Here is a 14,933-nt window from a genome sequence, read left to right on the forward strand (position 1 = left end):
CCCCGGCGGACCGGGAGACCCCTCGGGTCAGGCAGCACGACTCAGCGGAACTCGCCGAAGTCGATGTCCTCGAGCGGGATCGCCTCGCCCGAGCCGAGGCCCAGGGCGGGGAAGTCGATCTCGTCGTAGCCGAAGGACGGGTACAGCTCGGCCTTCGCCTCCTCGGTGGGCTCGACCGCCACGTTGCGGTAGCGGGCGAGGCCCGTACCGGCGGGGATGAGCTTGCCGAGGATGACGTTCTCCTTGAGGCCGAGCAGCGGGTCGCTGCGGCCCGACATCGCGGCCTCGGTGAGGACGCGCGTCGTCTCCTGGAAGGAGGCCGCGGACAGCCACGAGTCCGTCGCGAGCGACGCCTTCGTGATGCCCATGAGCTCCGGACGACCCGAGGCCGGCTGACCGCCCTCGGAGACCGCACGGCGGTTGGCGTCCTCGAAGCGGCCGCGCTCGGCGAGCTCGCCCGGCAGGAGGTCCGTGTCGCCCGAGTCGAGGACCGTGATCCGGCGGAGCATCTGCCGGACGATGACCTCGATGTGCTTGTCGTGGATGTCCACGCCCTGCGAGCTGTAGACGACCTGCACCTCGTCGACCAGGTGCTTCTGCGTCGCACGCGGGCCGAGGATGCGCAGGACCTTCTTCGGGTCCACCGCACCCTGGACGAGCTGGGTGCCGACCTCGACGTGGTCGCCGTCCGAGACCAGGAGGCGCGAGCGCTTCGTGATCGGGTAGGCGAGCTCCTCGGAGCCGTCGTCGGGCGTGAGCAGGATGCGCCGCACCCGGTCCGACTCGTCGATCGTGATCCGGCCCGAGAACTCCGCGATCGGACCCTCACCCTTGGGGGTGCGGGCCTCGAACAGCTCCTGGATACGGGGCAGACCCTGCGTGATGTCGTCGGCCGACGCCACACCACCGGTGTGGAAGGTACGCATCGTGAGCTGCGTGCCGGGCTCACCGATCGACTGGGCCGCGATGATGCCGACGGCCTCGCCGATGTCGACGAGCTTGCCGGTCGCGAGCGAACGGCCGTAGCACTTGGCGCACGTGCCCACGCGCGACTCGCACGTGAGGACCGAGCGGACCTTGAGGTCCGTCACGCCCGCCGCGAGCAGCGCGTCGATGAGCACGTCGCCGACGTCCTCACCGGCCTCGCCGATCACGGTGCCGTCGATCTCGACCTCGGTCGCCAGCGTGCGCGAGTACACGCTCGTCTCGACCTTGTCGTGACGACGCAGCGTGCCGTCGCCCGCCGGGACGCCGACCGTCATGGTCAGGCCGCGCTCCGTGCCGCAGTCCTCCTCGCGGACGATGACGTCCTGCGAGACGTCCACCAGACGACGCGTGAGGTAGCCCGAGTCGGCGGTCCGCAGAGCGGTGTCCGCCAGACCCTTGCGGGCACCGTGCGTCGCGATGAAGTACTCGAGGACGGACAGGCCCTCGCGGTAGTTCGCCTTGATCGGGCGCGGGATGATCTCGCCCTTCGGGTTGGCGACCAGACCACGCATGCCGGCGATCTGCCGGACCTGCATCCAGTTACCACGTGCCCCGGAGCCCACCATCTTGAAGACGGTGTTCTCCTTCGGGAAGTTCGCGCGCATCGCGTCGGCGACCTTGTCGGTGGCCTGCGTCCAGATCTCGATGAGCTCCTGGCGACGCTCGTCGTCGGTGATGAGGCCCTTCTCGTACTGGCCCTGCACCTTCGCCGCGCGCGCCTCGTGCTCCTCGAGGATCTGGGCCTTCGCGGCCGGGGTCGCGACGTCCGAGATGGAGATCGTGACGCCCGAGCGGGTGGCCCAGCGGAAGCCGGCCTCCTTGAGCGCGTCGAGGGACGCCGCGACGGCGACCTTCGGGTAGCGCTCGGCGAGGTCGTTGACGATGACCGAGAGGCGCTTCTTGTCGACGACGCCGTTCTCGTACGGGTAGTCGACCGGGAGCAGCTCGTTGAACAGCGCGCGACCCAGGGTCGTGTCGAAGACGAGCGCGTCGCCCTCGGTCCAGCCCTCCGGACCCTCGCCCTCGCCGAGGACGAGCTCCTCGAGACGGATCTTGATCTTCGCGTTGAGGTCGAGCGAGCCCTGGTCGAACGCCATGATCGCCTCGGAGACCGAGGAGAACTGCCGGCCCTCGCCCAGCGCGCCGTCCTTGTCGCTCGTCAGGTGGAACAGGCCGATGATCATGTCCTGCGAGGGCATGGTCACCGGACGGCCGTCCGACGGCTTGAGGATGTTGTTGCTCGAGAGCATGAGGATGCGGGCCTCGGCCTGCGCCTCCGCGCTCAGGGGCAGGTGCACGGCCATCTGGTCACCGTCGAAGTCGGCGTTGAACGCCGCGCAGACGAGCGGGTGCAGGTGGATCGCCTTGCCCTCGACGAGCTGCGGCTCGAACGCCTGGATGCCCAGACGGTGCAGCGTGGGCGCACGGTTCAGCAGCACCGGGTGCTCGGTGATGACCTCCTCGAGCACGTCCCACACGACCGGGCGCGCGCGCTCGACCATGCGCTTCGCCGACTTGATGTTCTGCGCGTGGTTCAGGTCCACGAGGCGCTTCATCACGAACGGCTTGAACAGCTCGAGCGCCATCTGCTTGGGCAGACCGCACTGGTGCAGCTTGAGCTGCGGGCCGACGACGATGACCGAGCGGCCGGAGTAGTCGACGCGCTTGCCGAGCAGGTTCTGGCGGAACCGGCCCTGCTTGCCCTTGAGCATGTCCGAGATCGACTTGAGCGGGCGGTTGCCCGGACCCGTCACCGGACGGCCGCGGCGGCCGTTGTCGAACAGCGAGTCGACGGCCTCCTGGAGCATCCGCTTCTCGTTGTTGACGATGATCTCGGGCGCGCCGAGGTCCAGCAGCCGCTTGAGGCGGTTGTTGCGGTTGATCACGCGGCGGTACAGGTCGTTGAGGTCCGACGTGGCGAAGCGGCCACCGTCGAGCTGGACCATCGGGCGCAGGTCCGGCGGGATGACCGGGACCGCGTCGAGGACCATGCCCGTCGGCGAGTTGCTCGTCGTGAGGAACGCGTTGACGACCTTGAGGCGCTTGAGGGCACGCGTCTTGCGCTGGCCCTTGCCGTTCTTGATGATGTCGCGCAGCGACTCGGACTCGGCGTCGAGGTCGAACGCCTCGAGGCGCTTCTGGATCGCCGCAGCGCCCATCGAGCCCTCGAAGTAGTTCCCGTACCGGTCCTGGAGCTGGCGGTAGAGCATCTCGTCGCCCTCGAGGTCCGCGACCTTGAGGTTCTTGAACCGGTCCCAGACCGTGTCGAGGCGCTCGAGCTCGGCGTCCGCACGCTTGCGGATCTGCGCCATCTCACGCTCGGCCGAGTCGCGGACCTTGCGGCGCGCGTCGGCCTTGGCACCCTCGGCCTCGAGCTCGGCCAGGTCGGCCTCGAGCTTCTGGGCGCGGGCGTTGATGTCGTTGTCGCGGCGGTCCGCGATCTCCTTCTTCTCCAGGTCGATCTCGTTCTGGAGGTTCGGGAGGTCCTCGTGCCGGCCGTCGACGTCGACGTGCGTGATCATGTACGCCGCGAAGTAGATGACCTTCTCGAGGTCCTTCGGGGCGAGGTCGAGCAGGTAGCCGAGGCGCGACGGCACACCCTTGAAGAACCAGATGTGCGTGACGGGCGCGGCGAGCTCGATGTGGCCCATGCGCTCACGGCGGACCTTCGAGCGCGTGACCTCGACGCCGCAGCGCTCGCAGATGATGCCCTTGAAGCGCACGCGCTTGTACTTGCCGCAGTAGCACTCCCAGTCCCGGGTCGGACCGAAGATCTTCTCGCAGAAGAGTCCGTCCTTCTCGGGCTTGAGGGTGCGGTAGTTGATGGTCTCGGGCTTCTTCACCTCGCCGTGCGACCAGGTGCGGATGTCCTCGGCCGTGGCCAGGCCGATGCGCAGCTCATCGAAGACGTTGACGTCGAGCAAGGGGGTCCTACTTCCTTCGCTTGCCGGGACTCAGGCGAGTCCTCCGGCGGATGGAGGGTGTGGCGGTGGTGTCGGCCGGGCCGGGCGCGCGTCGTGCACGCCCGGCCGGCTCGGCGTCAGATCTCTTCGATGCTGCTGGCGTTCGGGCGGCGCGACAGATCGATGCCGAGCTCCTCCGCGGCGCGGTAGACCTCGTCGTCGTTCTCCTTCATGTCGATCGAGACGCCGTCCGAGGACAGCACCTCGACGTTCAGGCAGAGCGACTGCATCTCCTTGAGGAGCACCTTGAACGACTCCGGGATTCCCGAGTCGGGGATGTTCTCGCCCTTGACGATGGCCTCGTACACCTTGACGCGCCCGGGGACGTCGTCCGACTTGATGGTCAGGAGCTCCTGCAGCGTGTAGGCAGCGCCGTACGCCTCGAGGGCCCAGACCTCCATCTCGCCGAACCGCTGACCGCCGAACTGCGCCTTACCACCCAGCGGCTGCTGCGTGATCATCGAGTACGGGCCGGTCGAGCGGGCGTGGATCTTGTCGTCGACCAGGTGGTGCAGCTTGAGGATGTACATGTAGCCGACCGCGACCGGCTCCGGGAACGGCTCGCCCGAGCGGCCGTCGAACAGCCGGGCCTTGCCCGAGCCGTTCACCATGCGCTCGCCGTCACGGTTCGGCAGCGTCGAGGACAGCAGGCCCGTGAGGGTCTGCTCCGGGACACCGTCGAACACCGGGGTGGCGACCGGGTTGCCGGCCGGGGAGCTCGCGGCGATCGCCGGGACGCCCTCGCGCCACGACAGGTCGTCGCCCTCGGCGATCTCGATGTCCCAGCCCTGCTTCGCGACCCACCCGAGGTGCGTCTCGAGGACCTGGCCGACGTTCATGCGGCCCGGGACACCCAGCGGGTTCAGGACCACGTCGACCGCGGTGCCGTCCGGGAGGAACGGCATGTCCTCGACGGGGAGGATCTTCGAGATGACGCCCTTGTTGCCGTGACGGCCGGCGAGCTTGTCGCCGTCCGTGATCTTGCGGCGCTGGGCGATGTAGACGCGGACCAGCTCGTTGACGCCGGCGGGCAGCTCGTCGCCGTCCTCACGGTTGAACGTGCGGACCTCGATGACCGTGCCGGACTCGCCGTGCGGGACCTTGAGCGACGTGTCGCGGACCTCGCGCGCCTTCTCGCCGAAGATCGCGCGCAGCAGGCGCTCCTCCGGGGTCAGCTCCGTCTCACCCTTGGGCGTGACCTTGCCGACGAGGATGTCGCCCGCGCCGACCTCGGCGCCGATGCGGATGATCCCGCGCTCGTCGAGGTCCGCGAGGACCTCCTCGGAGACGTTCGGGATGTCGCGCGTGATCTCCTCGGGGCCCAGCTTGGTGTCGCGCGCGTCGACCTCGTGCTCCTCGATGTGGATCGAGGAGAGCACGTCGTCCTGCACGAGACGCTGGCTGAGGATGATCGCGTCCTCGTAGTTGTGGCCCTCCCACGACATGAACGCGACGAGGAGGTTGCGGCCGAGCGCGAGCTCGCCCTCGTCCGTCGCCGGGCCGTCCGCGAGCACCGAGCCGGGCTCGACGCGCGCGCCGTGGTCGACGAGCACGCGCTGGTTGTAGCTCGTGCCCTGGTTCGAGCGGCGGAACTTCGCGACCCGGTAGGTCGACGTCGTCGCGTCGTCGTTGGCGACCGTGATGAGGTCGGCCGACACCTCGGTGACGACACCGGCCTTCGTGGCGACGATGACGTCACCGGCGTCGACCGCGGCACGACGCTCCATGCCGGTCCCGACGAGCGGGGCCTCGGAGCGCACGAGCGGCACGGCCTGGCGCTGCATGTTGGCGCCCATGAGCGCGCGGTTGGCGTCGTCGTGCTCGAGGAACGGGATCAGGGCCGTCGCGACCGACACCATCTGGCGCGGCGAGATGTCCATGTAGTCGACCTGGGCGCCGGGGACGATCTCGACCTCGCCGCCCTTGGTGCGGACCAGCACGCGGTCCTCGGCGAACGCACCGTTCGCCTTGAGCGGCGCGTTGGCCTGCGCGATGACGTAGCGGTCCTCGTCGTCGGCCGTGAGGTAGTGCACCTCGTCGGTGACCTTGCCGCCCACGACCTCGCGGTACGGCGTCTCGACGAAGCCGAACGGGTTGATCCGCCCGTACGTCGCGAGCGAGCCGATCAGGCCGATGTTCGGGCCTTCCGGGGTCTCGATCGGGCACATGCGGCCGTAGTGCGACGGGTGGACGTCACGGACCTCCATGCCGGCGCGGTCACGGGACAGACCGCCCGGGCCGAGGGCCGACAGACGCCGCTTGTGCGTCAGGCCCGCGAGCGGGTTGTTCTGGTCCATGAACTGCGAGAGCTGCGACGTGCCGAAGAACTCCTTGATCGACGCCACGACCGGGCGGATGTTGATCAGGGTCTGCGGCGTGATGGCCTCGACGTCCTGCGTCGTCATGCGCTCGCGCACGACGCGCTCCATCCGCGACAGGCCCGTGCGGACCTGGTTCTGGATGAGCTCGCCGACCGCGCGGATGCGACGGTTGCCGAAGTGGTCGATGTCGTCGGTCTCGACGCGGACGTCGACGGGCTCGCCGGCGCGCTGGCCGTTGATCGTCGCGACGTCGGCGTGCAGCGCGGCGAGGTACTTGATCGTCGCGACGATGTCCGCCGTGGAGAGCACCGAGTCGCCCAGGGGCACGTCGATGCCGAGCTTCTTGTTGACCTTGTAGCGGCCGACCTTCGCGAGGTCGTAGCGCTTCGGGTTGAAGTAGAAGTTCTCGATGAGCGCGCGGCCGGCCTCGACCGTCGGCGGCTCGCCCGGGCGGATCTTGCGGTACAGGTCGAGCAGGGCCTCGTCCTCGGTCGAGACGTGGTCCTTCTCGAGGGTGTCGATGACGGCCGGGAACTGCGCGAACTCCTCGCGGATCTCCGACTCCGTCATGCCGAGCGCCTTGAGCAGCACCGTGGCGTTCTGCTTGCGCTTGCGGTCGACGCGCACGCCGACGTTGTCGCGCTTGTCGATCTCGAACTCGAGCCAGGCACCGCGGCTCGGGATGATCTTGGCGGTGAAGACGTCCTTGTCCGACGTCTTGTCGGCGGTGCGCTCGAAGTAGACGCCCGGCGAGCGGACGAGCTGGGAGACGACGACGCGCTCGGTGCCGTTGATGATGAACGTGCCGCGCTCCGTCATGAGCGGGAAGTCGCCCATGAAGACCGTCTGGCTCTTGATCTCACCGGTGGTGTAGTTGACGAACTCGGCCGTGACGAACAGCGGGGCCGCGTACGTGAAGTCCTTCTCCTTGCACTCCTCGGCCGTGTACTTCGCCGGCTCGAAGCGGTGCTCGCGGAAGGACAGCGACATCGAGCCGCCGAAGTCCTCGATCGGGGAGATCTCCTCGAAGATCTCCTCGAGGCCTGCGGTCTCCGGGACGTCCTGACGGCCGGCCTCGAGCGCAGCGGCCACACGGGCCTGCCACTTCTCGTTGCCGAGGAGCCAGTCGAAGTTCTCGGTCTGGAGACCCAGGAGGTCGGGGACCTCGAGCGGCTCGTGGATCTTCGCAAAGCTGATGCGACGGGATGCGGTGCGGTTCGCGATGGCGTCGGCGGACGGTGCAGAAGGGGTGCGCGAGGCAGCCAAGAGGGGTCCTTCCCTGCGGATCGAGTTCACGCTGCGCAGGGCCCGGCGGGTCGCGGTCCCCCGGCCGCGAGCCCGGCCGACGTCGCGCACGACGAAGTCGACAGGCTCGGGTTATACGGGATCGCGGGCACAGGCCAGCGCAAAGCGCTAGCGTAGCCGAGCGGAGCATACATGTCCACCCGACCCACGCCCGACCGCTCTCCACCCGGGCGAAGGACCCGTGCCCGGGGAGGTGCGGCAGTCGCCGTCGGCGCCCATCGTGGCACAACGCGGCCCCGCGCGCACCACCCGTCCGGGTCGTGTTCGGGGCGCGGTGCGGCACGCGCAGCGGGTCGCGTGCTCGACGGCCGCCGTCACCCGCGCCTGACCTGCACCGTCGTCCGCGGTCCGGTCGCGCGGGGGCGCCGGCGGGCGTGGCGTCCGGTCCTGCGCCGCCGGGCGCGTCCGGGGGCCGGCCAGGCGTCCGGAGACGGCGCGAGGCCCGCACCCCTGGGGGTGCGGGCCTCGCGGTGGTGCAGAGCTCTCCTCGCGTCGTGCGGAGGAGACGCCCGGGCAGGCCTCAGCGCGCAGCGCTCAGCGCCCGGGCGCGCGGGTCACTTGACGGTGACGGTCGCGCCCGCGCCCTCGAGCGCGGCGACAGCCTTGTCGGCCGCCTCCTTGCTGACACCCTCGAGCACGGCCTTGGGGGCGGCGTCGACGAGGTCCTTGGCCTCCTTGAGGCCCAGGCTCGTGAGGGCGCGCACCTCCTTGATGACCTGGATCTTCTTGTCGCCGGCAGCCTCGAGGACGACGTCGAACTCCGACTTCTCCTCGACCTCCTCGACCTCGGCGGCCGCGCCGCCGCCGGCAGCGGCAACCGCGACGGGCGCGGCAGCGGTGACCTCGAAGACCTCCTCGAAGGCCTTCACGAACTCGGAGAGCTCGATGAGCGTGAGCTCCTTGAACGCGTCGATGAGCTCGTCGGTGGTGAGCTTCGCCATGATGGCGTGTCCTTCCGTACGGTGCCCGCGGGTCCGGTCAGACCGTCGCGGGGCAGGGGTGGGGAGCGCGTGAGCCGGGTGGCTCAGGCGGCAGCGTCAGCCGACTCCTCGCGCTTGACGCGCAGGGCCTCGACGGTGCGCACGGCCTGGGCCGAGGGCGCGGTGAACAGGTACGCCGCCTTGAACAGCGACGCCTTGAGCACGCCGGCCGTCTTGGCCAGCAGGACCTCACGGGACTCGAGGTCCGCGAGCTTGGTGACCTCCGCAGCGGTCAGGGCGCGTCCGTCGAGGACACCGCCCTTGATGACCAGTGCGGGGTTCGCCTTGGCGAAGTCACGCAGACCCTTGGCAGCCTCGACCGGGTCACCGGTCACGAAGGCGATGGCCGAGGGACCGGCGAGCGTGGCGTCAGGAACCTCGACGCCCGCCTGCTTGGCCGCGATGGCGGTCAGCGTGTTCTTCACCACGGCGTAGGTTGCGTTGCCGCTGAGCGCGCGCCGCAGCTGCTTGAGCTGGGCGACGGTGAGCCCGCGGTACTCGGTCAGCACGGCAGCGTTCGAGTCGCGGAACTGGTCCGTGAGCTCGGCGACTGCGGCTGCCTTGTCCGGCCTCGCCATGGCAATCCTTCCGATGGTGGTGCCGCGGTCTGGGACCCCGGGTCCTGGACAGCAAAAGAGCCCCGCGCAGGCGCGGGGCTCTCATCGGGACACGCACCACGGGGGCACCATCCGTACGGGAACTCTCACCTGCGCTGGCCTCCGCTGCTGCGGGACTTCGGGCGGCCTCCGGGGCGCCGAGCGGTGCTCGGGTAGTCCGGGAGCCGACGACCTGCGGTCTTGGGCGGGTCCACGATACGTCACGCGCGGCGTGGGACCAAACCCGCGGCCGGACGCACCGGAGCGGGGCGTCAGACCGGCGCGCCGAGGCAGACCAGCGGGACGAGCGTGCCGTCGACGGCGCTGCCCTCGCTGGTGGCGACCGCGAGCGCGTCCGCGACAGGCACGCCGGCACGCAGGAGCCCGTGCAGCCGGGTCATCACGCGCAGCGCCGTCTCGTCCGGCAGGGGGGCGATGGCGGCGACGACGCAGCCCACGCCGGCGCGCAGCAGGACGCTCGCGAGGCCGAGCGCCTCACCTCCGGGGCGCACGCTCGACCGACCGACCTCGCAGCACGAGAGCACGACGAGCTGCGGGGCCGAGCCGCCGGAGTCGAGCTCGTGGGCGAACAGCGGCCCGTCGGCGAGGCGCACCGACGAGAAGAGCGGGTTGTCGGGCTCGTGGCGGCCGTGCGCGGCGAGGTGCACGACCCCCGGGCTCGCGAGCAGCCGGATCGTCTCCGCGCACGTCGCGGCGTCCCCCGTCAGGACGCTCGACCCCGGCCAGAGCCGGCCCACCTCCTCGGCCTCCGTCGCCGAGTGCCGCAGGCCCGGCCCTGCCACGGTGCTGACCGCGAGCGGCGCCACCGACGCCGAGCCCGCGTACGTGAGCCAGTGGTGCACCGACGGCGCGACGACGGTCGCGAGGCCGCGGCGCGAGGCGAGCATCGACCAGGGCAGGAGGCCGAGCCAGCCGCTCGCGACGACCACGAGCCGCTCGGGCGTGCGCGCCACCACGTCGACGGTCGCGCCGAGCGCGTCCAGGCCCCGCCCGAGCGAGCGACCCGCAGCCGCGCGGAGCTCCTGCGGCACCAGCGGGTTCGAGACCACCTCGAGGTCCGCGTGCACGCGCCGCGTCTGCTCGCGCGCCAGGTCCGCGTCGCCCAGGTCGTGGAGCTCGACGCGGTCGTCCTGCACGCGCACCGCGAGCAGCCGGCCCCGGTGCTCCAGCACGTCGAGCACCGTGGTCCCCGGGCGGGCCCGCAGGGTGGCCCGGACCTGGCGCAGCGTCCCGACGTGGTCCTCCCCCACGTCACCCGAGCGGTGCCACGAGCGCGCGAGGATCGCCTGCTTCAGCCGCAGCCCCTCCCGGCGCACGCGCGTGCGCTCCCGGTCCGTCGCCGGCCGTGTCATGACCTCCCGGGCGCCGTCGATGAGCTGGCGGAGCTCGGCGAGCAGCGCCGCGGAGTCCGGGTCCCGCGGCGGGTTGACCCGCTGCGTCCCGCCGACGACCGCGCGCGTGCGCTCAGCGGCGTCGAGCAGCGCGCCGGGCTGGCCCGACGCCAGCGCCAGGTCGAGGTCCATCCGCGCGAGCTGCGTGCCGTGCACCGCGCCGGCCGTGCGCAGGTCGAGCGACCCGAACCGGGCCCGGTGCACGCCGAGGTCGCGCTGACCCTCGCGCACGTGCCGGCCGGCCCTCGCCGGGTCCTCGGCCGCGAGCGCGAGCAGGGCCCGGACGCGGCGGCCGTGCAGGCGCACCGAGATCGGGTCGCCGGCCGCGACCGGACCCAGCGCGGCGAGGCAGGCCGCCGGGTCCGCGAGGGCGCCCCGGGCGAGGTCGGCCTCGAGCGAGACGAGCGACGCGGCGTACGCCCACACGGGCCGGCCCGAGCGCCGGCACTGCTCCGCGAGCCGGGACGCGCGCGACGACACCGACCCCCACGCCCGCCGGGCCGTGGCGTCGGCGACCGGGAGCTCGTCGGGCCGCGCCTCGAGGGCCGCCGTCTCCACCTGGAGCCCGAGGAGCGTCGCGCGCAGCACCCACGCCTCGTCGCCGCGCCGGGCGAACCTGCGCCGCGCCGACGCCGCGAACGCCCGGGCCTGCTCGACGTCGCCGCGCAGCATCGCGCACTCGGCGCGCGCGAGCTCGACCTCCGCGAGGTCGTGCGGCAGCCGGTCGGCCGCGAAGATCTCGGCCGCCTCGGCGAGGGTCGAGTCCGCGACCGCGACCAGGCCGGCCTCGAGGAGCACCCGGGCCCGGTCCAGCAGCGCGATCGCCCGCGCCGGACCCGGCAGGCTGCGCGCGGCGGCCTCCATGCGCTCGAGCGCGAGCGGCAGCCGTCCGGCGAGGAACTCGAGGTAGCCCAGGTTGTGCTGCGCCTTGAACACGAGCCTCGGGAACCCCGCGTCGAGCGCCCGGCGCGCGCACTCGGCGAGGTCCGCGCGCGCGAGCCCGAGGTCCCCGCGGTCCATGTGCAGGACGCCGCGGTTGAGCAGCGCCCGGCACGCGTCGATCGGGTCGGCGGCGTCGATCGCCCCGACCGCGGCGTCGAGCTCGCGGAGCGAGTCCTCGATGCGCCCGGCGCGCAGGTACAGCAGCCCTCGCAGGCCCGCGAGCGCCGGCCCGCGTCCCGGCCACGCGCCACGCACGTCGCCGGGGTCCGCCGCGAGCTGCCCGAGCCGCGCGAGCTGCGCGCCGACGTCCCCGCGCAGCTCGAAGTCGCTCTTGACGAGCTCGATCGCCGCACGCGACCGCAGGCGCTCGACGTCCGTCCCTCCCGGGAGGTCGTCGAGCGCCCGCAGCACCGGGCGCAGCCGCCGTGCCGCGCGGGCCGGCTGACCGTCGGCGTTCTCCGCGACCGCGCGGTCGACGGCGTCGGCCAGGCTGCTCAGCGCGACCGGCGCGGTGCGCGGGCCGTCGGGCAGGGGCATCGTCCGCTAGAGCTCGATCTGCGGCGTGACGACGGGGACGTCCGGCTGCTCCGGCCGGCGGAGCACGAGCCGGGCCGGGCCGCGACCGAGGTCCGAGAAGGAGAACCGCCCGTCGGTGTCCGACGTGACGCGCTCGATCCGGCCGCCCTGGTGCAGCTCGACGGCCAGCTCGCCCGCGGGCGCCGCCCAGCCGTCGACGCGCACGCGGTCCGCCTCGGCGTGCACCGTGATCATCACCGTGAGCACGTCCGTGGTGAACGTGATCGTCACGGCCTCGATGCTCGCCTCGTCGGACCGCAGCGCGAGCTCGGGGGTGCCGATCATGCGCAGCTCCGCCATCTCGGTGTGCAGCGCGTCGATCGTGAGGGCGAGGCCGATGCGGTCGACCAGCCCGGCGGGCACCGGGTCGACCCGGTCGACGATCACGGCGAGACGGCGCAGCACCTGGAGGTCGCCGTCGTCCATCGCCTCCGTCGCGTACCGGGCGACGGCCCGGTCGTCCGCGGTCACCGGGCACCCCACGCGGGGTCCGCGACGAGCGCGAGCCGGAGCTTCGCGAGACAGCGGCCGCGCGTCGGGCCGATGCTCCCGACCGGCATCCCGAGCGAGCGGGACACCACCGAGTAGTCCGGGCGGTCGACCAGCGCGACCAGCCCCAGCAGCGACCGGCAGCGGTCGGGCAGGGCACGCACGTGGTCCCACAGGATGCGGTCCTGCTCGTCGCGCACCGCCACCACGTCGGGACGGTCCTCGGTGGGGGCCGCGAGCCAGTCCGTCGCGTGCTCGTCGAGCTCGGCGCGCGCGAGGTCGTCGCGCGACTTGCGCACCGCCCGCCACGCCGCCCGCTTCGCCGTCACGAGCATCCACTGCAGGGTCGCCCGGGGGTCCCGGATCGAGTCGATGTCACGGATCAGCGCGAGCCAGACGCCCTGGACCACGTCCTGGGCCTGCTCGTGCTCGGCGCCCTGGGCACGCACCGTGTGCCAGAGCAGCGGAGTCAGCACCTCGACGAGCTGGGCGAGGGGGGCTCGGTCCCCCTCGCGGTAGGAGACGACGGCGTGGGCCGCCTTGTCGACCAGGCTCTCGCCCTGGTGCCGGAGCTCGGAAGCGACCGGCTCGACCAGGTCGTCACTCATCATGGACCCCTCGCACGGGAATCGTCGGGCGGCCGCCCACCGTCACAGTAGGGCGACCAGGACAACCCCGACAAGACGCCCAGGCGCCGTCGGAGTCGAGGGAGAGGGGCGCCGCCGAGCGCCCCAGATACACGTCCCGGGAATCTCTTCCGGACGGACGTATCAGACGCGTCGGACCCGTCTCCTCACGGGCGCACCCGCCGCGGGCACGCCACCGACGTGCTCGCTCGACCCCCGAGGAGACACCACCCCATGGCTGCAGACGAGAACCGGCCCGCCGGCGACGACCTCCCGGAGCCGGGGGCCCCGCTGAGCCGCGAGCAGATCCGCCCGGTCAAGCGGCTCGCCGAGGACGACCTCATCTCCCGACCCGGCGTGGTCGCCGTCGACATCGGGGAGAAGTACTCGGGCGGTCTGCCGACGGGGACGCAGTCGATCGTGGTGCACGTGCAGGCCAAGCGGAGCGCCGACGAGGTGCCCGCCGACGAGCTGATCCCCCCGACGATCGACGGGGTCCCGACCGACGTCGTCCCGCACCGGATCAGCCTGCAGCACCAGGTGCCGTACGCGCCCGAGCAGGGAGCCGGCGCCGAGGACGGCACGCGGTACGGCGCGATGGTCGGCGGCGCCAGCATCGGGCCCGTGCGGCTCGTGCGCCGCCGCGACGCCGGGACCGGCACGGCCGCACCGCACCTCGTCGCCGGGACGCTCGGTGCGCTCGTCACCGACCGCCGCACCGGGCGCGCGCTCGCGCTGACCAACTTCCACGTCGCCGCGGTGGACACCGGCTGGCGCGCGGGCGACCCGCAGGTGCAGCCGTCGCGCATCGACGGGGCGGTGCCGTCCGACCGGTTCGGGACGCTCCAGCGCGCGGTCGTCGACGAGCACGTCGACGCCGCCGCCGTTCTGCTCGCACGGGGCACCCGGTGGTACCCCGCGGTGCTCGGGATCGGGGAGATCACCGGCCGCGCCAGGGCGAAGGTCGGGCAGACGGTGCGCAAGCGTGGCCGCACGACCGGGCTGCGTCACGGGACCGTCACGTCGGTCGACTTCACCGTGCAGATCGACTTCGGCGGGGAGACCGGGCTCGTCACGCTGCGCGACCAGGTCCGGGTCGACCGCAGCCCCGACGAGGAGCGGTTCTCGGCGGGTGGCGACTCCGGCTCCGTCGTGGTCGACGAGCGCGGGCGCGTCGTGGGCCTCCTCTTCGCCGGCGAGGACGACGGGAGCTTCAGCCTGGCCAACCCCATCGCCGCGGTGCTCGACGCGCTCGACGTCGACATCGCCACCCGGCGGTCGGTCGCGAAGCGTGCGCGTCGCCGCTCGGGCGCGGCGCGGGGGCGTGCGCCCTCGGGGACGGCGGGGGTGCGGGGCCGGGCGCCGGCGCCGGCGACTGGGCCGCGGGTCCCTGCCGGTCCCGGGTCCGACGGCGCGACGGCGCGGGTCCGGCGTGCGGTGCCGGCCGGGCGCGTGGCGGGGTCGGGCGTGAGCGGGGCTGCCGCGCAGCCGTTCACCGAGCCGTTCACCGAACCGTTCACGGAGCCCTTCACCGAGGCGTACGGGCGCCAGCCCTTCACCGAACCGTTCACCGAGCCGTTCACAGAGCCGTTCACGGAGGCGTACGGACGCCAGCCCTTCACCGAGCCCTTCACCGAACCGTTCACGGAGCCCTTCACCGAGGCGTACGGACGCCAGCCCTTCACCGAGCCCTTCACCGAACCGTTCACGGAGCCCTTCACCGAGGCGTACGGACG

At 72.2% G+C, this 14,933-nt stretch carries 8 protein-coding genes; 1 reads left to right on the plus strand and 7 read right to left on the minus strand.

The genetic code is table 11. The annotated features are described in order from the left end of the window. Nucleotides 1–41: 41 nt before the first annotated feature. The 7 genes from AB6N24_RS01055 to AB6N24_RS01085 form a co-directional block, all read right to left on the minus strand. Entirely contained in the window at nt 42–3,911 is a 3,870-nt protein-coding gene (locus AB6N24_RS01055) for a DNA-directed RNA polymerase subunit beta' (RefSeq protein WP_412867590.1), read from the minus strand. Between the two features lie 116 nt (nt 3,912–4,027). Continuing rightward, nucleotides 4,028–7,537, minus strand: coding sequence for a DNA-directed RNA polymerase subunit beta (gene rpoB, locus AB6N24_RS01060; protein WP_412867591.1), 3,510 nt, complete (start codon nt 7,535–7,537; stop codon nt 4,028–4,030). A gap of 593 nt (nt 7,538–8,130) precedes the next feature. Then, nucleotides 8,131–8,517, minus strand: a complete 387-nt coding sequence (rplL, locus tag AB6N24_RS01065; RefSeq protein WP_141371860.1) for a 50S ribosomal protein L7/L12 — start codon at nt 8,515–8,517, stop codon at nt 8,131–8,133. An 83-nt stretch (nt 8,518–8,600) separates the two neighbouring features. Then, complete coding sequence (rplJ, locus tag AB6N24_RS01070) at nt 8,601–9,134, minus strand: 50S ribosomal protein L10 (protein WP_141371861.1); 534 nt, start codon at nt 9,132–9,134, stop codon at nt 8,601–8,603. A gap of 290 nt (nt 9,135–9,424) precedes the next feature. Further along, nucleotides 9,425–12,043 carry a CHAT domain-containing protein gene (locus AB6N24_RS01075; RefSeq protein WP_412867592.1) on the minus strand — a complete coding sequence of 873 codons (2,619 nt, stop codon included), beginning with the start codon at nt 12,041–12,043 and terminating at the stop codon, nt 9,425–9,427. 6 nt (nt 12,044–12,049) lie between these two features. Next, complete coding sequence (locus AB6N24_RS01080) at nt 12,050–12,553, minus strand: carboxypeptidase regulatory-like domain-containing protein (protein ID WP_412867593.1); 504 nt, start codon at nt 12,551–12,553, stop codon at nt 12,050–12,052. Continuing rightward, nucleotides 12,550–13,179 (minus strand): RNA polymerase sigma factor, encoded by a 630-nt coding sequence (locus AB6N24_RS01085; protein WP_412867594.1) that lies wholly within the window; start codon nt 13,177–13,179, stop codon nt 12,550–12,552. Before AB6N24_RS01085 ends, AB6N24_RS01080 begins: the two co-directional genes overlap by 4 nt. A gap of 252 nt (nt 13,180–13,431) precedes the next feature. Between AB6N24_RS01085 and AB6N24_RS01090 the strand changes: the two genes are divergently transcribed. Beyond that, a partial coding sequence (locus tag AB6N24_RS01090) for a chymotrypsin family serine protease (protein WP_412867595.1) occupies nt 13,432–14,933 on the plus strand: 1,502 nt, incomplete at its 3' end.

Origin of the sequence: Cellulomonas jepli (assembly GCF_047229345.1) — a bacterium.
Classification (GTDB): domain Bacteria; phylum Actinomycetota; class Actinomycetes; order Actinomycetales; family Cellulomonadaceae; genus Cellulomonas_A.